Here is a 17,319-nt window from a genome sequence, read left to right as displayed (position 1 = left end):
CCCGATCCCGCCACGCTTTTGTAGGCGCCGCGCCCCCGCGGCGAATGCAGACCGCAGGTCTGCCCAACAATCCCAGCCCACCCTTCGCAAAGCCCGATCCCACCACGCTTTTGTAGGAGCCGCGCCCTCGCGGCGAATGCAGACCGCAGGTCTGCCCAACAACCCCGCAAATCTCCACCTCAAGCCCCGGCCCTTCCAAAAACCTGACCTGGACGTCCAGGCTGTTCAAACTCTGAACAACATGCTACAAACGACCGCAACCCAAATGATCTAGCCGCTTGAAAACGAAGGGAAAACCATGACCAAGTCGGAGTTGATCGAGCGTATCGTCACCCAACAAGGGCTGCTTTCGTCCAAGGATGTGGAGCTGGCAATCAAAACCATGCTTGAGCAAATGGCCCAGGCTCTGGCGACCGGAGATCGTATCGAAATCCGTGGCTTCGGCAGTTTTTCGCTCCACTACCGCGCCCCGCGCGTCGGCCGCAATCCCAAGACCGGCCAGTCCGTCCCGCTCGACGGCAAGTTCGTTCCGCATTTCAAGCCGGGCAAGGAGCTACGAGATCGGGTTAACGAAGAGGAGTAACCGCTGCCCTGAGCGCATTCTCATATCCGAGATGCGGGCGTATCAAAAACTGTCATAAATCATCAGTTCTACTGAACTTGCATCGGTCTCTATGGACTAATTCCGGTTCGCGTATCGGCAATGAAGCGCATCCATAACAAGGAATTGGGGAAGACCGTGCAGCACCAAACCTCCACACCCGAAGAAATAGATCTAGTTGAGCTGTTCCGCGCGCTTTGGCGGCAGAAACTTCTGATCATTGGTGTGACGTTGATCGTTACGCTTATCGCAGCAGGCTATGCATTTCTTGCTACGCCCTATTATGAAACTCGCACCTACTTGCGGCCCGTCCCGCACAGTAGCCTTGACCAGCTCAACGAAACTGGCATCTATAAGCTTACCCCCGAGGAAGCGATCAACCGGGTGGCGAGCGGGCTTTCGTCGTATGACAACCGGCTGGAGTTCTTCCTCAGTCATCAGGAGCTGTTTCAGAACATCCCCCAACAGGGTGATTCGCCGGAGCAGACCTTCGCCGAATTCAATGAAAAAGCATTCGAAATGCTCTTCCCCGATCCGAAGCGCACCGACAACCGCAGCGCGTTCATTGGTCTGAAACTCACCTACCCGAAAGGAATGGAAGGGGCTTCCGTCGTAAACGACTTTGTCGCCTATGTGCTGGAACTCGAGCGTCGCGAAATAGAGGATGACCTGGACAGCCTGATCGGCAACCGTCTGGCCAGCCTCGAAACGAACATGGAGGCGCAGCGTGCGAACTACAACGCCTCCAAGGAAGCCAAGATCGCGACACTGCTTGAAGAAAGTGCTCTCAAACGTGCTGAACTCCAGGACGAACTTGCTGCGTTGCGCGAAGAGTTGAAAACGCGCCGAACCAACCGCATTCAGGAACTCACCGAGGCTATATCGATTGCCGAGTCGCTGGGTATTCGTACTCCAACGACGCCGTCCGCCATGACTGAGGCGCCTCGTAGCGGTACACAGGTCATTCGTACCGAAGTGACCAACCAGGAAATGCCGTTGTATTTCATGGGCACCGAAGCGCTGACGGCTGAAAGGGATGCGCTGGCCAATCGTAAATCCGACGATTTTATCGAGCCTCGTATCGCTGAGATTCAATCCGAGCTGACGATGCTGGAGAACAATCGCGAAGTGGAAATCCTGAAAGAGCGGGAGAGCGAGGATCTCTATCTCACTAATTTGGCCGAGCTACGAGAAGAGGCCGCTCGCCTCAAGGGTATCAAGCTCGATACTGAGCGATTGAAGCTGGTCCGACTGGACCAGCCCGCGCTGCAATCGACCAAGCCAGTGAAGCCAAAGAAAATGATGATCCTCGCGTTAGGGCTCGTGCTAGGTGGAATGCTCGGCGTGTTTATCGCCTTGATACGAAGCCTTGTAGCTCGTAGTACCGATCCGCAGCCCATCTATAAATAAACCGAAGCCCACCACGGGCTGCCTTCGTGCAGGGGGCGCCCGGGGTGACAGCGAGGTTGTGCCTGCTCAAACGCAAAATCTTCTCCCCGATGCGCGCCTCCCACAAACTCAGTGATCAACGCCCTCCCATCCATAGTCCCGTTTGTCGGGGTGTGGCGTTTGGCAGTACCTCTATGCAACCGTCTCGCTTGTTTTTTGTGAGCTAGGTGGCAAAATAGCGGCCCGCAAAATGTAACGGAACTTAACTATCGTTCTGCGGTCGCTGCCCTCTGCGCTGCACCTGCGGCGCTTCACACTGACGAAACGGAATTCAACGTGAACGCTGTGACTACTCCACAAGCTCTAACCCCGGTTGCCTCTGACGAAATCGATCTGGTTCAGCTCGTCAGCGCGCTATGGAAGCAGAAAACGCTAATCATCACCGTTACCGCCCTGGTTGGCGCGCTCGGACTTGCCTATGCCTTGCTCGCGACGCGCTATTACACGGTGCAAAGCATCTTGCGACCGGCCGCCATCAAAGACCTCGATGAACTCAATCACCTGGGCATCTATGAGCTGTCGCCCAAGCAAGCTTTGGCGCAGGTGGGAACAGCGCTGGATTCCTACGAAAACCGCCTGAGCTTCTTTCGCGACAACGAACAGCTTTTCGCCGAGCTGGCCCAGCCCGGTCGCAGTCTCGAGCAAACCTTTGAAACCTTCAACGACGAAGCCTTCAAGCTTCTGCAGCCCGACGCCAAGAAAGCCGAAGGCACGACAACACCCTTCGTCGGCATCCAGCTGACCTATCCGGAAGGTATCGACGGCGTGAAAGTCGTCAACGAGTTCGTACAGTACTCGTTCAATCGAGTGCGCCAGCAAATCGCAGCCGACCTCGACACCCTCATCGGCAATCGGCTGAACCAGCTCGAAGCCAACATGGCCGCCGCTCGCGCCAATTACGAAGCCAGCAAAGAAGTCAAAATCGCCAAGCTCAGCGAGGCGGACGAGCTCAAGCGCGCCCAGCTGAACGATGAGCTTTCAGCGCTGCGCCAGCAATTGAAGACTCGCCGCGATAACCGCATCAATCAGCTTAACGAAGCAATCCGTATCGCTAAGTCGCTGAGTATTACCAAACCCACTACGCCTTCGTCGCTAGGGGCCGCCGAGATCACCAGTCAAGGCAGTGTCATTCGTACCGAGGTCAACAACCAGCAGATCCCGCTCTACTTCATGGGTAGCGATGCGCTGGAGGCCGAGCGCAAGGCGCTACTGGCACGCCGCTCCGATGATTTCACCGAGCCGCGCATCGCCCAGATCGCCCGTGAACTCAAATTGCTCGAGCACAACCGTCAGATCGAGACATTGAATAGCCGGGAAAACGAAGACCTCTTCCTCAAAGGCCTTGCAGGTTGGCGCGAAGAGGCCGCACGCCTGCGCGCCCTGCATATCGATACCGATACACTCAAACTGGTCTCCTTGGATCAAAGTGCTGTAGCACCGACTCGGCCGATCGAGCCCAAGAAAGCGCTGATCGTCGCGCTGGCACTGGTGCTCGGCGGCATGCTCGGGCTCTTCATTGCGCTGGTGCGCAACCTACGCCAACCCAAAACCAAGCTGTGACCGCCCATCCATTGGCTGGCTGCTCACAGCCAGCGGGACCCCAACTCGGATAGAATCTTCGCCTTATTGTTCATGCGGACCCGTGGCTAGACGGTCACGGGTGTTTTACGTTTTGTTAAGGGAATAACTGTGCACTATCCGACCATCGAACATCACGGCGCCAAGGATGGCGTGACCGGCTCCTGCCATCAGCTACGTATGGACGCGTCGGTCAGCGTGCTGGTCGATTGCGGGCTGTTCCAGGGCAACGATGCTTCACTTCCCGAAGGGCCTGGGGCGGACCGACTGGCCATCGAGTTTCCGCTCGATACGATCAAGGCATTGATCGCCACCCATGTGCACATCGATCATGTCGGCCGCATCCCGTATCTACTCGCCGCAGGCTTTGAAGGGCCCATTCTGTGCAGCGAACCTTCGGCGAAGCTTCTGCCCATCGTTCTTGAAGATGCCTTCAAGCTCGGCATCAGCCGAGACCAGACGCAGATCGAGCGCTACATTGCGCAGATCGAGAAGCGCATCATTGCCTTGCCTTACCAGAACTGGTTCACACTGTTCGATAGCGAAGAACTGATCGCGCGCGTTCGCTTGCAGCGGGCCGGCCATATCCTCGGTTCCGCCTATGTTGAAATCGACCTGAACTACCCGCAGCAAAACCAAAGCAAGCGTGTTGTGTTTTCCGGCGACCTGGGCGCACCGCATGCGCCGTTCCTGGCACCACCGCAGGCACCGGAGCGCGCCGATATCTTAGTGCTGGAAAGCACCTATGGCGACCGCCTCCACGAAGACCGCCAAAGCCGCCGTCAACGACTCGAAGCCGTCATCGAACAGGCGTTGCAGGACCAAGGCACCGTACTGATACCCGCGTTCAGCATCGGCCGCACCCAGGAACTGCTCTATGAGCTGGAAGAAATTATCCAGAGCAAGCAAAGCCTCGTTGCAGACCAGCCCGCTCTTCCCTCTGGGAAGAGGGCCGGGGTGAGGGGAGAAACAACCCACACCGAACCCAACTGGCCGGAACTGCCGATCATCCTCGATTCACCCCTGGCGAGCCGCTTCACCGACGCCTATCGGACGCTGAAGCCATACTGGAACCAGGAGGCACGCGAGCGTGTCCAATCCGGGCGTCGCCCGCTGGCGTTCGAACAGTTGATTACAATAGACAGCCACGGTGACCATCTGCGCATCGTCAAACATCTGGCCCAGACTGCACGCCCAGCCATCGTCATTACCGGTGGCGGCATGTGTAGCGGCGGTCGCGTCGTCAATTACCTCAAGGCCCTGTTGGGCGATAAAAGGCATAACGTCCTGTTCGTCGGCTACCAGGCCAAGGGCACACCCGGCCACGCCATCCAGACCTACGGCCCCAAGGGCGGCTACGTCGATCTTGACGGCGAGCGCATCGATATCCGCGCCGGCATCACTAGCATCGGAGGCTATTCGGCCCATGCGGACCAGAAGGGATTGGTAGAATTCGTGACCGGCATGCAGCAGTGGCCGACAGAGATTCGGGTGGTGCATGGGGAGGAGGGGGCGAAGAAGGTGCTGATTTCTCTTCTGCGGGAGTGGTACAGGCGCAACAAGTTATCCGTCGATATTATTGATCGGTGGGACGGTGGAGAAAAGCGAGCAGGACGTTTCGGATGATATATAAGCCTATGTTTTTGTGCCGCATTAATGATCGTTTGACCGCCGAATGCTCTGCTAATGAATGAGCTTGTTTCAAGGCTGATAAATGTTTCGCTTCGGGGTGGAACACTTGCCTGTAAGTTCTTGCTGATTTTCTTTCTGGCTAAGTTTCTGTCACCAGAAGAGGTGGGCCTCTTTGGGTTGATTGTTGCAAGCATTGGTTACTCGTTTTTTTTAATTGGTTTCGAGTTTTATACATATTCGAGTCGCGATTTACTTGGTGTCGGTAAGGAAAGTTGGTTGCCTATAATTAGGGATCAGTGGGTGTTTTTCGCGATCAGTTATGCTTTGTTTTTGCCGTTGCTGCTTTTCGCCTTTGGTGCATACTTCTCGTCTTTGAAGTATGTCGGATGGTTCTTGGTGTTGTTGTTATTTGAGCATACGGCGCAAGAGCTAAATCGTTTGCTTGTTGTGATGTCTGAGCAGTTTTTAGCCAGCTTGGTTTTGTTTTTAAGGAGTGGGGTCTGGGCTATTGTTGCTGTTTTGTTGATGGGGTACGTACAGGAGGCGCGTAATCTAGACTTTGTGTTTCTGGCTTGGTCCATAGGCGCAGGTGCTGCATGCGCATTAGGAGTCGCAAGGGTACTTAAACTAGATAAAAGTACATGGAATAGAAAATGTGATTGGCGCTGGATTTTACGCGGAGTTAAGATCGCTTTCCCGCTGTTGATAGCAAGCCTTGCAATTCGCGGCTTGTTTACCTTCGATCGTTACTGGGTCGAAAGTGCTGTTGGGCTAGATGTCCTGGGTGCCTACGTTTTATTTGTTGGGGTTGCGTTTTCTATCGTGTCCTTTCTTGATGCAGGTGTGATTGCTTTCTTATACCCTAAAGTTGTTGCTGCCGCGAAAGAGAACGATGAGAAGAAATTCAAAAAGAATATGAAAGAGCTTGCTGTCACGTTGGTGTTGGCTACAGTTACGATGGCTGCTTTTGCGCTGTTTTTTAGTCCTTTTGTACTTAGTTGGATTGGAAAGGAAATTTATTTAGACAATCTCTATCTGCTGCAATGGCTGCTTTTGGCTGTTATTATTTATGCAGCTAGCATGGCTCCTCATGTTGGCTTGTATGCAAAACACCACGATAAGGCTATTTTATATAGCCAAGTTCTTGGCTTTCTAGTTTTTCTTATCGGATGTTTTATAGGTGTTCCAATGTTCGGTGCGATTGCTGTGGTATGGGCAATGTGCGTGTCGTTTTTAGTGATACTTCTTTGGAAAGTTGCCGTGTATCAGAAAGTATGCGGATTTTCTAGTGTTTCAGATAGGAGGATGGTTGATGAGTAAAGTGCTGGTTACTGGGGCTGATGGTTTTATTGGTTCGCATCTTACAGAGTTGCTTGTGCGCGAAGGGTATCAAGTCAAGGCTCTATCTCAATATAATTCCTTTAACTATTGGGGTTGGCTTGAAGATATTGACTGTCTCGCCGATGTCGAGGTAGTGAGTGGTGATGTGCGAGATCCGCATTATTGCAAGCACATCACAAAAGACGTTGATGCTGTATTTCATTTGGCTGCGTTGATTGCAATACCTTATTCATATGTGGCGCCTGATAGCTATGTTGATACTAACGTGAAGGGAACGTTAAATATTTGCCAGGCGGCTTTAGAAAACGGCGTGCAGCGCGTTATTCATACTTCTACCAGCGAAGTTTATGGTACGGCTCAGTACGTTCCAATAGATGAGAAGCATCCGTTACAAGCTCAGTCGCCATATAGTGCATCTAAGATTGGTGCTGACTCTATGGCGATGAGCTTCTTTAATGCGTTTGATTTGCCTTTGACTATCGCACGGCCTTTTAATACTTATGGTCCGCGGCAATCGGCGAGGGCGGTGATACCGACTATCATCACTCAAATCGCTAGCGGCAAAAAGGAGATCAAGTTGGGCGATGTGTCTCCTACCCGCGATTTCAATTACGTTGCTGACACCTGTCGTGGCTTTTTAGAGTTGGCTCGCTGCGATAAGGCCATAGGAGAAACTGTTAACATTGGCTCCAACTATGAGATCTCGGTAGGAGATACTCTTAATCTGATCCGTGAGCTCATGGGTAGTGATGTTGAGTTTTTGACTGATGATCAGCGCATTCGCCCGGAAAAGTCGGAGGTTTTCCGTCTCTGGTGCGATAATACCAAGATAAACGGACTTACTGGCTTCACTCCGAATTACTCTATAAAGCAGGGGTTGCAGGAAACGATTGATTGGTTGTCCCGGCCAGAGAATTTGGCTAAATATAAAGCCGACATCTACAACGTCTGAGATCAAGCCATGTTCGACTCCCTTATTAAGTTTGTGCGGGATCAATACCAAACAAATGATTTCATCCCACTTCATGCCCCTGTGTTCTCCGGGCACGAGCGTGATTATGTGGTGGAAACCATTGAGTCGACTTTTGTTTCGAGCGTGGGCGCTTTCGTCGATCGCTTTGAGCGGGATATGGCTGCGTACACCAGTAGCCCAAAAGCGGTCGCGACGGTCAACGGTACTGCCGCCTTGCATGCCGCTCTGATGCTTGCTGGAGTCCAGCCTGGCGATCTAGTTTTAACCCAGCCGTTGACCTTTGTGGCAACGTGCAATGCCATTGCATATTGCGGCGCTGCTCCGGTCTTTATCGATGTTGACCGGCATACCCTCGGACTCTCTCCTACAGCGCTTGAGAAGTGGCTGGATGAATACGCATATATAGACTCGGACGGTATATGCAGGCTTAAACTAGATGAGAGAGTGCTGAGGGCCTGCTTGCCCATGCATACCTTCGGACATCCAGTCGAAATAGAATATCTCGTTGCTGTATGTAAGCGCTGGAACTTGGTTCTTATCGAAGATGCCGCCGAGTCGCTAGGAAGTATTTACAAAGGCCGGCACACAGGCACGTTCGGTCGTTTAGGTATCTTGAGTTTTAATGGCAATAAGATTATCACCACCGGTGGTGGAGGTATGATCTTGGCTGATGAAGAGTTGGGCGCGCGCGCTAAGCATCTAACAACTACAGCCAAGAAGCCACACCCATATGAATATGTCCATGATGAAGTTGGATATAATTATCGTCTACCTAATATAAATGCGGCGCTCGGGTGTGCGCAGCTGGAGCAATTGGAGGACTTCATCGCTTGCAAGCGAGAGCTGGCAAACCGCTATGCAGAGGTACTAGAAGGGAGCGAACTGCAGTTCTTTAAAGAGCCCGAAGGCTGTCGCTCCAATTACTGGCTCAACGCTGTTATTTGCGAAAGCCCTGCACGACGCGACGTGCTATTAAAGTCTACCAATGACAGCGGTGTGATGACGCGGCCGATCTGGAAGTTGATGAACCGTCTGCCTCTGTATGTTAACTGCCTGCGAGGCGACTTGACGAATGCTGAATGGCTGGAGGCTCGGGTTGTCAACGTACCAAGCAGCGTCCTGCCGGGGTGGAAGGCGTGAAAAGCAAGGTCGCAGTCTTCACCGGTACGAGAGCCGAGTACGGCTTGCTCTATTGGTTGATGAAGGATATCCAGGCTAGTGCTCAGCTGGAGTTGCAGGTCATCGTAAGTGGCATGCACCTTTCGCCTGAATTTGGTGAAACCTGGAGGCAGATTGAGCAGGACGGTTTCAGCGTCGATTCCAAGGTAGAAATGCTCCTGTCTTCAGATACGTCGGTTGGAGTAGTCAAGTCCATAGGACTGGGAACTTTAGGATTCGCGGATGCCCTAGATCGCTTACGGCCGGATATGCTGGTAGTGCTCGGTGACCGCTTCGAGGCTTTGGCGATTGCTCAGGCCGCTCTGATCATGCGGATTCCTATCGTGCATTTGCACGGTGGTGAAATTACTGAAGGGGCTTATGACGATGCAATCCGACATGCCATCACCAAAATGGCTCACTTGCATTTTGTCGCAGCGGAACCATATCGGCGTCGTGTCATCCAGATGGGCGAGTCGCCTGAACGAGTTTTCAACGTCGGTGCGGTTGGCCTCGATCATTTGCGTCGCAGCCCTAAAATGACAATCGAAGAACTCGGTAAAAGCCTTGGCTTTGCGCTTCGTTCGCCTTACCTGTTGGTGACCTATCATCCGGTCACTCTATCGGACGAGAACCCGGAGCAAAGCTTCACTGCGCTTTTGCAGGCGCTGGATAAATTTCCAGATCACCAGATCATTCTGACTTATCCAAACGCAGACAACGGTGGCAGAGCCATCATTCCATTACTTGAAGCTTATGCGCAGAACCAGCCTGAGCGGGTGTTGGCGATCCCTTCGCTCGGGTTCAAACGCTATCTGAGTGCCGTCGCTATATCGGCTGCTGTGGTGGGGAATTCCTCCAGCGGAATCATTGAGGTTCCTGCTTTCGGTATTCCTACCGTAAACATCGGTGCGCGCCAGAAAGGCCGTTTGGCCGCGGATTCTGTGCTGCATTGTGAGCCGAATACCAAGGCCGTTGAGGCTGCACTTCAGCGAGCGCTTTCCCACGAATTCGCCGAAGCCAGCAAAGAAACTGTCAATCCTTACGGCCAAGGCAATGCAGCCGAAGCCATCGTGGATGTCCTTGAGCGTTTCGACGGGACATTTAATAAGTCATTCCACAATCTGAGTTGACCCATGAAGCAGTCCGACAAAGATGCGGTTTACATCATCGCCGAAGCAGGTGTAAACCATAATGGTGAGCGTGAGCTGGCGTTCGCTCTAGTGGACGCCGCAGCGGCGGCTGGTGTCGATGCAGTCAAGTTTCAAACCTTCAATGCGGCACGTCTGGCCTCGAAGACCGCCCCTAAGGCTGCTTACCAGAAACAGAGCACGGATGAGTCTGAAAGCCAGCTGGTAATGCTCAAGAAGTTGGAATTACCCCAGGCCTGGCATGTTGATCTACAGCGCTATGCTCGGCAAAAAGGCATCGAGTTCCTTTCTACTGCATTCGATCCGGATAGCTTGATCTTTCTATCCGAGCTGGGCATGCCGTTATTCAAGGTCCCTTCTGGCGAGCTGACCAACGGCCCGCTTTTATGGCAGTTCGCACGTACTGGCAAGAGGTTGATCCTATCCACGGGCATGGCGACGCTCGCTGAGGTAGAGCAGGGTCTTGCCATAGTCGCGCATGCGCTGGCATCAAGCCGGGAGCCTGCGGACATGAATGAAGTCTGGCGTAGATGGAGTTGCCGAGAGGCGCGGCAACGGTTACAGGGGCATGTGACGTTGCTTCACTGTACCTCTCAATACCCCACCCCTTGGAGCGAAGTTAATCTCAGGGCTATGGATACGTTGGCCCATGCCTTTGGCCTTGATGTCGGTTACTCGGATCACACGGAAGGCTGCCTGATTCCGGTTGCCGCTGTGGCTCGCGGAGCCAAAGTCATCGAAAAACACTTCACGCTTGACCGCTCGCTGCCGGGACCTGACCACAAAGCTTCGTTGGAGCCAGATGAGCTCAAACGAATGGTTTCGGATATCCGCTCTCTCGAACTGGCCCTCGGTGAGCCTTGCAAGGCCCCGCAGGCTAGCGAATGGGATACTCGTCAGGCAGCACACCAGCAAGTGGTTGCCGCTCGGGAGATAGCCGCAGGTAAAGTGTTTTCCCGGGAGGACCTAACCACCGCGCGCAGCGGGCAAGGCTTACCTCCTACTGCTCTGTGGGGGTTGGTTGGGCGGCGTTCGGCCCGTACTTATCAGGCCGGTGAGATTATCGAGCCATGAAAGCGATAATTGATAGTAGCTTACCTTTGGTCATTCTAGGTGCAGGTGGCCACGCGAAGGTATTGCTTTCATTAGCCCAAGCGTCCGGACTGAATGTGTTCGGAGTCTGTGATCCGGAACTGGCCCAGCAAGGCAGCGATCAGTGGCGGGGCGTTAGAGTCTTGGGTGGCGATGAGGCGCTTGACGCAATGGATCCCGCGTCTGTTGGGCTGATCAATGGCATCGGGCAATTGGTCGGAAGCACAGGTCGTCGCAAAATTTTTGAGCGGTTTAAAGCTAAAGGCTTTCGCTTTCCTGCGCTGGTGCATCCTGCCGCCTGGGTTGACGCCAGTGCCTCGCTGGAGGAAGGCGTGCAAGTTATGGCGGGCGCCGTGATCCAAGCCGACGCGAAAATTGGCTCTAATTCGATCATCAATACGGGAGCCAGCCTGGATCATGACTGTTATTTGGGTGAGCACGTACATGTCGCTCCAGGCGCCACTCTTTGTGGGAACGTCCGGGTCAAAGATCACGCCTTTATTGCTAGCGGCGCGACTGTGATCCAGGGGATTACGGTCGGAGAGGAATCCGTCGTTGGGGCCGGGGCCGTGTTGGTTCGCGACCTCGCCGCTCGGCTGACATTAATAGGCCCTGCGGCGCGAAACAAAGCAGCGCTCGGTGAGTAGATAACGAAGGTTTATTAAATGAAGCAATGGGAATCCACACTCATCGGTCCGGAAGCCACTCTGGAAGAGGCTATCGCGACGCTTGACCGCGAAGCATTGCGTATCGTCATGGTGGTCAGTTGTGAGCGCCGCCTGCTCGGCACCTTGACTGATGGTGATGTTCGCCGCGCCTTGTTGAAGCACATGACCCTCGATGTTCCAGTTGCCGAAGTCATGTGTATCACCCCTCGTACGGCCGCTAGGGATTGGAGTAAGGAGCGCATCCTAGCGGATATGGAGAAGTACCAATTGCTCCAGTTGCCTGTAGTTGACCAAGAACATCGTGTCATTGGCTTGGAGACCTTGCATGATCTCCTGAACAAGCGACATCGCGATAACCCGGTATTTCTAATGGCCGGTGGTTTTGGAACACGTCTACAGCCATTGACCCATAACTGTCCGAAACCGCTGCTTAAGGTCGGGGAAAAACCTATTCTCGAGTTGATTCTTGAGAGTTTTATCAATGCAGGATTCCATCGCTTCTTCATATCAACCCACTATATGCCAGAAATGATTCGTGAACATTTCGGTGATGGTAGCCAATGGGGCGTCAGTATCCGCTATATACATGAGAAGGAACCATTGGGCACAGGCGGTGCCTTGGGTCTATTGCCTCACGATGAAATTGATCAGCCACTATTCATGATGAACGGCGACTTGCTGACTACGCTGAATTTCCAAAACCTGCTGGAATTCCACCAAGACCATAGCGGCGTAGCGACTATGTGTGTCCGCGAATATGAGCATTGTGTGCCGTATGGGGTTATTCAGAGCGAAGGCCATCGCATCTGCTCGATGGTTGAAAAACCAGTGCATCGTTTCTTTATTAATGCAGGCATTTACCTTCTTTCACCCGATTTGGTTAAAAGCGTCGCGCCGGGTGTCCGGGTCGACATGCCAACCCTGCTGGAGCGGGAGATTGCCAACGGCAATGATGTGAACATGTTTCCCGTGCATGAATACTGGCTGGATATTGGGCGGATGGAAGACTTCAAACGCGCTCAGCAAGAGTTCGGCAGTCTATGAGCGTCCAGCAGCTGTATCTGGTAGTTGGCAGCGGTAGCATCGCGCGCCGTCATATTGCGAATATCAAGGCGTTATTCAGCCAAGCAAGGGTCGGATGCGTGTCTGCGTCGGGCCGGGCGCTAAGCCCGGAAGAAGTCGGTGCCGATGTCGTCTACACAAGTCTCGAGGAAGCCCTGAATGCGGAGCCTATGCTGGCGATCGTCGCTTCACCGGCCCCCTTTCATGTGGATCAAGCCGCGGTCTTATTGCGAGCAGGTATTCCGGTTCTGATCGAAAAACCTTTGTCGGATTCGCTGGAATCTTTCGCGAGAGCGGGCGAAGTTCTGCTTGAAAATAGCGCCAAGATTGAAGTTGCTTATAACCTGCGCTTTATGCCATCGGCCATACGGCTCAAAGAGCTGCTGACTGAACAGATAGTAGGGCGCATCCACAGTGTATCGATTGAGGTCGGCCAATATCTACCTGACTGGCGGCCGGCAACCGACTACCGAAAAAATGTATCTGCCTGTAAGAAACTAGGCGGCGGTGTTTTGCTTGAGCTTAGCCATGAACTAGATTATTTGACGTGGCTGTTTGGAGAGTTCGATTCAGTCTATTGCGTTGCTTCTAACTCTGGGGCTCTTGATGTCGATGTGGAAGATAACGCTCACGCGATTTTAAGTCGTAAGGACGGTCTTGTTGCTAGTGTTCATCTGGACTTTTTGCAGCGGGCTCCGACCCGTACGTGCAAAATTGTAGGGGAGTCTGGCACGCTGGTTTGGGATCTTCTGCACAATAGTATTTGCCTTGGTACTGCCAGTGATGGCGAAGATATACTTTTCAGCGATCCGAGTTACAATCGAAATGACATGTACCTGGAAGAAATTTCTCATTTCGTGAAAGTGGCTGCGGGTGAACTCACACCCAACGTTAGCGTCTACCAAGCCTTGGACACCTTGCGTTTAATAGAAGCCCTAAGACATTCGTCAATCACTCGACAAGTAGTGGATATCGGAGATTTCGCATCATGAGCATATACGCATTCATCTTTGCTCGTGGTGGTTCAAAAGGCTTGCCTGGAAAAAATATTAAGCCTTTGGGAGGCATCCCGCTTATAGGTCATTCCATAACCTTAGCGCAGCAAATAAGCGGTGTGAAAAAGATTTTTGTTTCTACCGATTCGGACGAAATCGCGGCCGTAGCTGAAAGCCTCTCGGTAGAAGTAATCAAAAGGCCGCATGAGCTTGCTAGCGACACTGCCTCGGAATGGTTGGCTTGGCAACATGCTATACAGTTTCTATACGCACGCGGCGAGTCATTCGAAGTGTTTCTGAGTCTGCCGACAACCAGTCCTTTGCGGGGAACGACAGATGTCGAGCAGTGTCTTGCCGCGCTAGATGAGCGCACGGATATGGTTGTCACCGTGACACCAGCTGCTCGCAGCCCGTATTTCAATATGGTTGTTCGTGACGAAGATGGTTACAGCGAAGTAGTCATACATGATGACACCATCCGGCGTCGGCAAGATGCACCGACTGTCTACGATATGACCACGGTGGCTTACGTCTCGCGTCCCGAGTTCATCCTGAAAAATTCTGGTGTATTTGCCGGCAAGGTTAAATCAGTGATCGTTCCCAAAGAGCGGGCGGTCGACATTGATGATGGGTTTGACTTCATGGTCGCGGAAGCTCTGTACAGGAAATGTCAACAGTGAACTTGAATGGTAAGACTTTTATAGTAGTAGGGGCCGCCGGGCGGCTGGGTGAGGCGATGGTTGATGCCGCCCTGGATTGCGGAGCAAATATTGTTGCCGTCGACCAGAGTAAAAAGGCGCTACAGGAAATTAAGATAAAGAAAAACGATAATAAGAATTTTTTTCCAATCGAAGGCGATATCACGCAAGCGAGTTCTATACAGCGCGTAATTGAGACCGCAGTGGAGCAGTTTGGCTCGCTGGACGGGGCGGTCAATGCGGCGTACCCACGCAATGAAAACTATGGAAGAAGTTTTTTTGACGTAACGTACGAGGATTTTTGCGAAAATGTATCTCTGCACCTGGGAGGGTATTTCTTGTTCATGCAGCAGTGTGCGAAGTATGCGCTGGTAAAGCAGGAAAAGTTTTCGCTGGTGAACATGTCTTCAATTTATGGGGTCATGGCGCCTCGCTTCGAAGTCTACGCCGGTACTTCTATGACTATGCCTGTCGAATACGCGGCGATAAAGTCTGCTTTGCAGCATCTTGGCAGCTATGTCTCAGCCTATACAAAGGGTTCGAGGTTTAGGGTTAACTGTGTAAGTCCTGGCGGGATTCTGGCAGGGCAGGACCAAGCCTTTCTGGATCGTTACAACAGTTACTGTCGCGATAAGGGAATGCTTGAACCGAACGATATTGTTGGCACAATTATATTTTTGCTTTCTGATGCCTCTGAATATGTGTGTGGGCAAAATATTATTGTTGATGACGCTTTTAGGATTTAGGTGAACTATTGTCGAATTTCTTTTATATAAAAAGAAGGGCTCTAGTGATCCCTCTTTTTTATCTTATTGTATTTCTTTCGATTGAAGCGCTTGATGTTTTATTGCCATATTCTGCGATTAGCAAAAGCACATATTCTTACAGTGTTTATTACCTCTTTAACGGTCTTATTTTTTTGGGGTTGCTAGTTTTTTCTTCAATATCTTTTCAATTTGATGAAAAACTATACATATCGAGATGGCCGGCTAAAGTTTCAATTTTTTGTTTTATTGTTTCAGTCGCTGGTGTTTCGTTAATATATTTTGATAGGGTATATCTACAGGGGGTAGATTACTCTCAAGGGGTTTCGGTTGCTAGAGAAGCATGGCGAGCTCAAGCAAGCCTTAGGCAAGGGGTTTCAAGTATCTATAGCGTTGTTGGTAATTTGTTTTTCCCTTTTGTTTTTGTTTCTTTGATATTTTCGGTGGTTTATGGGGATTATTATAAGTCGTCATTGCGGTTGTTTATATTATCTCTGATCCTTGTTCTGATGTTCTCTCTTATGACTGGAGGAAGAGAGGCTGTATTGATATTTGTTGCTGTCATGGTTTCAAGCGTCGTTTTCAGGTTGTACGTGGGTTTTGCTTGGCTTCCTAAAGGGCTCCTTATTTCTGCTGTTCTGGTCTTTGCGTTAGTGTTTTCATATTCCGTATACATCTCCCTTTCAAGAGCGGAGGGCTCCGGTTTTGAGGTTGATGATTACGCATATCTAACCGCTAATAAACTAATGGGGGGGGGCGATCCGGGTGTGTTATCGGTTATTCCTGATTCCTTGGCGCCTGTTGCTTTATATTTTGTTCATGTGAAATGGGTCTTTATTGATATTGTCTCTTGTAGCTCATGTGTTGGTATTTCCACATTTAGGCTTGCACATGCCTTGATTGCTGGCTATGCGGGAGGCGCGCTAGGAATCGGAAACGATGTTTTGAGCGTGGGTTATTATCCTAACTGGATATCGTTGAACGGGTCATTATATTATGACTTTGGATGGATAGGGTTTTTTTTCATTATTCTTCCTTACTTTTTTTCTAAAGTTTTTCTCGGGGCATTAATAGCGGTTCCGGAAAGGCGCTTCAATTTTTTTGCAGTGGTTTCGTATGTGTTCTTTATCTCTTTGGTGATTTTTTCTCCTTTTGCTTTTCTTTTAGAGATTGTTCAGTATCTTTATTTTGTTTTTCCGTTGATGATAGTGCTAGGTTTGTGTTTTATATGCTCGTTATTGGATAAACCACGTAAGGTGGGTGAGGATCAATGAAAGAGTCATTTTCTAAATTTGACTTTTACCGTGGGGTATCGGCTGTCGTAGTGGTTCTTGCTCATGCTTGTCAAGTTTTCTTATATAACATTGAGTTGGTTTCTGATTATAAATTTTATATTTCAAATCTTGCTGTCTTTGCGGTCGTTTTGTTTTTTCTGCTGAGTGGTTTCCTTGTGACAAAAAGTATAATTTCAAATCATCGCAAATATAGCCGCTTTGACTGGATTGATTATTTATCGTCCAGATTGGCAAGGATATATCCGCCATTTGTCTTTTCAATGGTTGTTGTTTTTTTTGTTTATTTGATTGTTTATTGGTTGGGGCTTCCTGGATCAGCAATTAATCCATTCAGCGAAAAAATATCGAGTTCCTTCGGTAGGGAGATATATTCTATCTCCGTTCGTGAGTATTTTTCTAGCTTCTTAATGTTGGGTGGCTTGCATAGTTTGAATGGGCCTCTCTGGTCACTTTATTATGAGTTTCAGCTGTATATTTTAGCAATGCTGCTGAGTTGTGGTTTGCTTAATAAAAAAGTCGTTCCATTAATGGCTTTTTTTGTCCTGTTTATTTTTTTGTTTTATTTGAGGATCGAATTTTTAGTATATTCTTTTATATGGTTTTTAGGCGCGAGCATTGCTATTTTTGGAGAGCGCCAGTGGTGCAGGAGGCTTCTTCTTGTTCTCGGTTCTTTGGGTTTCATATTGGTTGTGACCGTCGCAGGTTTTGGGCTACATGAAAACTATTTTTGGGGTGGAGAGTTTTGGTTTGTTGGTGTTCTATCAATGGCTATTTTGTTTTCTATAGTAATATTTTATATGGATTTTGCATTTAGCGGGATTTTTGTTCAGGTGGCGGATTTTTCATATACTCTTTATATAGT

Annotated in this window: 16 protein-coding genes; all 16 read left to right on the top strand. The window is 50.8% G+C overall.

The genetic code is table 11. The features are described from left to right. Window positions 1–298 precede the first annotated feature (298 nt). The gene (ihfB, locus tag UF78_RS22365; protein WP_045164450.1) at window positions 299–583 is read left to right on the top strand and encodes an integration host factor subunit beta; all 285 of its coding nucleotides are present in this window, start codon (window positions 299–301) and stop codon (window positions 581–583) included. A 120-nt stretch (window positions 584–703) separates the two neighbouring features. After that, entirely contained in the window at window positions 704–2,011 is a 1,308-nt protein-coding gene (locus UF78_RS22360) for a Wzz/FepE/Etk N-terminal domain-containing protein (protein WP_045164449.1), read from the top strand. Window positions 2,012–2,326: 315 nt separating this feature from the next. Continuing rightward, window positions 2,327–3,610 (top strand): Wzz/FepE/Etk N-terminal domain-containing protein, encoded by a 1,284-nt coding sequence (locus tag UF78_RS22355; RefSeq protein WP_045164448.1) that lies wholly within the window; start codon window positions 2,327–2,329, stop codon window positions 3,608–3,610. Between the two features lie 129 nt (window positions 3,611–3,739). After that, on the top strand, window positions 3,740–5,254 hold the full coding sequence (locus UF78_RS22350) for an MBL fold metallo-hydrolase RNA specificity domain-containing protein (RefSeq protein WP_045164447.1): 1,515 nt from the start codon (window positions 3,740–3,742) through the stop codon (window positions 5,252–5,254). Window positions 5,255–5,314: 60 nt separating this feature from the next. Next, window positions 5,315–6,580 (top strand): lipopolysaccharide biosynthesis protein, encoded by a 1,266-nt coding sequence (locus UF78_RS22345; RefSeq protein ID WP_045164446.1) that lies wholly within the window; start codon window positions 5,315–5,317, stop codon window positions 6,578–6,580. Beyond that, window positions 6,573–7,553, top strand: a complete 981-nt coding sequence (locus tag UF78_RS22340) for an NAD-dependent 4,6-dehydratase LegB (protein ID WP_045164445.1) — start codon at window positions 6,573–6,575, stop codon at window positions 7,551–7,553. Before UF78_RS22345 ends, UF78_RS22340 begins: the two co-directional genes overlap by 8 nt. A gap of 9 nt (window positions 7,554–7,562) precedes the next feature. Next, window positions 7,563–8,714 (top strand): LegC family aminotransferase, encoded by a 1,152-nt coding sequence (locus UF78_RS22335; RefSeq protein WP_045164444.1) that lies wholly within the window; start codon window positions 7,563–7,565, stop codon window positions 8,712–8,714. After that, complete coding sequence (gene neuC, locus UF78_RS22330) at window positions 8,711–9,865, top strand: UDP-N-acetylglucosamine 2-epimerase (RefSeq protein WP_045164451.1); 1,155 nt, start codon at window positions 8,711–8,713, stop codon at window positions 9,863–9,865. Before UF78_RS22335 ends, neuC begins: the two co-directional genes overlap by 4 nt. A gap of 3 nt (window positions 9,866–9,868) precedes the next feature. Beyond that, the gene (gene neuB, locus UF78_RS22325) at window positions 9,869–10,957 is read left to right on the top strand and encodes an N-acetylneuraminate synthase (RefSeq protein WP_045164443.1); all 1,089 of its coding nucleotides are present in this window, start codon (window positions 9,869–9,871) and stop codon (window positions 10,955–10,957) included. Next, a complete protein-coding gene (locus UF78_RS22320; protein ID WP_045164442.1) occupies window positions 10,954–11,622 on the top strand; it encodes an acetyltransferase in 669 nt (222 codons plus the stop codon). The genes neuB and UF78_RS22320 overlap by 4 nt, the downstream gene beginning before the upstream one ends. Before the next feature lie 18 nt (window positions 11,623–11,640). Continuing rightward, complete coding sequence (locus tag UF78_RS22315) at window positions 11,641–12,687, top strand: nucleotidyltransferase family protein (RefSeq protein ID WP_045164441.1); 1,047 nt, start codon at window positions 11,641–11,643, stop codon at window positions 12,685–12,687. Beyond that, window positions 12,684–13,697 (top strand): Gfo/Idh/MocA family protein, encoded by a 1,014-nt coding sequence (locus UF78_RS22310; RefSeq protein WP_045164440.1) that lies wholly within the window; start codon window positions 12,684–12,686, stop codon window positions 13,695–13,697. The genes UF78_RS22315 and UF78_RS22310 overlap by 4 nt, the downstream gene beginning before the upstream one ends. Continuing rightward, entirely contained in the window at window positions 13,694–14,380 is a 687-nt protein-coding gene (locus tag UF78_RS22305) for a cytidylyltransferase domain-containing protein (protein ID WP_045164439.1), read from the top strand. Before UF78_RS22310 ends, UF78_RS22305 begins: the two co-directional genes overlap by 4 nt. Next, the gene (locus UF78_RS22300) at window positions 14,377–15,144 is read left to right on the top strand and encodes an oxidoreductase (RefSeq protein ID WP_230623735.1); all 768 of its coding nucleotides are present in this window, start codon (window positions 14,377–14,379) and stop codon (window positions 15,142–15,144) included. Before UF78_RS22305 ends, UF78_RS22300 begins: the two co-directional genes overlap by 4 nt. A gap of 44 nt (window positions 15,145–15,188) precedes the next feature. Continuing rightward, window positions 15,189–16,436: a hypothetical protein gene (locus tag UF78_RS22950; protein WP_155397686.1), complete on the top strand. Its 1,248-nt coding sequence runs from the start codon at window positions 15,189–15,191 to the stop codon at window positions 16,434–16,436. Then, a partial coding sequence (locus UF78_RS22290) for an acyltransferase family protein (RefSeq protein WP_155397685.1) occupies window positions 16,433–17,319 on the top strand: 887 nt, incomplete at its 3' end. The genes UF78_RS22950 and UF78_RS22290, both read left to right, overlap by 4 nt.

This window comes from Stutzerimonas stutzeri, assembly GCF_000952685.1.
Taxonomy (GTDB): domain Bacteria; phylum Pseudomonadota; class Gammaproteobacteria; order Pseudomonadales; family Pseudomonadaceae; genus Stutzerimonas; species Stutzerimonas stutzeri_E.
This window is presented reverse-complemented; position numbering and strand designations above follow the sequence as displayed.

Coding starts and splice junctions, on each gene's coding strand:
- ihfB (WP_045164450.1), top strand. CDS start 299: ATGACCAAGTCGGAGTTGATCGAGCGTATCGTCACCCAACAAGGGCTG.
- UF78_RS22340 (WP_045164445.1), top strand. CDS start 6,573: ATGAGTAAAGTGCTGGTTACTGGGGCTGATGGTTTTATTGGTTCGCAT.
- neuB (WP_045164443.1), top strand. CDS start 9,869: ATGAAGCAGTCCGACAAAGATGCGGTTTACATCATCGCCGAAGCAGGT.
- UF78_RS22305 (WP_045164439.1), top strand. CDS start 13,694: ATGAGCATATACGCATTCATCTTTGCTCGTGGTGGTTCAAAAGGCTTG.
- UF78_RS22315 (WP_045164441.1), top strand. CDS start 11,641: ATGAAGCAATGGGAATCCACACTCATCGGTCCGGAAGCCACTCTGGAA.
- UF78_RS22360 (WP_045164449.1), top strand. CDS start 704: ATGAAGCGCATCCATAACAAGGAATTGGGGAAGACCGTGCAGCACCAA.
- UF78_RS22345 (WP_045164446.1), top strand. CDS start 5,315: ATGAATGAGCTTGTTTCAAGGCTGATAAATGTTTCGCTTCGGGGTGGA.
- UF78_RS22310 (WP_045164440.1), top strand. CDS start 12,684: ATGAGCGTCCAGCAGCTGTATCTGGTAGTTGGCAGCGGTAGCATCGCG.
- UF78_RS22320 (WP_045164442.1), top strand. CDS start 10,954: ATGAAAGCGATAATTGATAGTAGCTTACCTTTGGTCATTCTAGGTGCA.
- UF78_RS22335 (WP_045164444.1), top strand. CDS start 7,563: ATGTTCGACTCCCTTATTAAGTTTGTGCGGGATCAATACCAAACAAAT.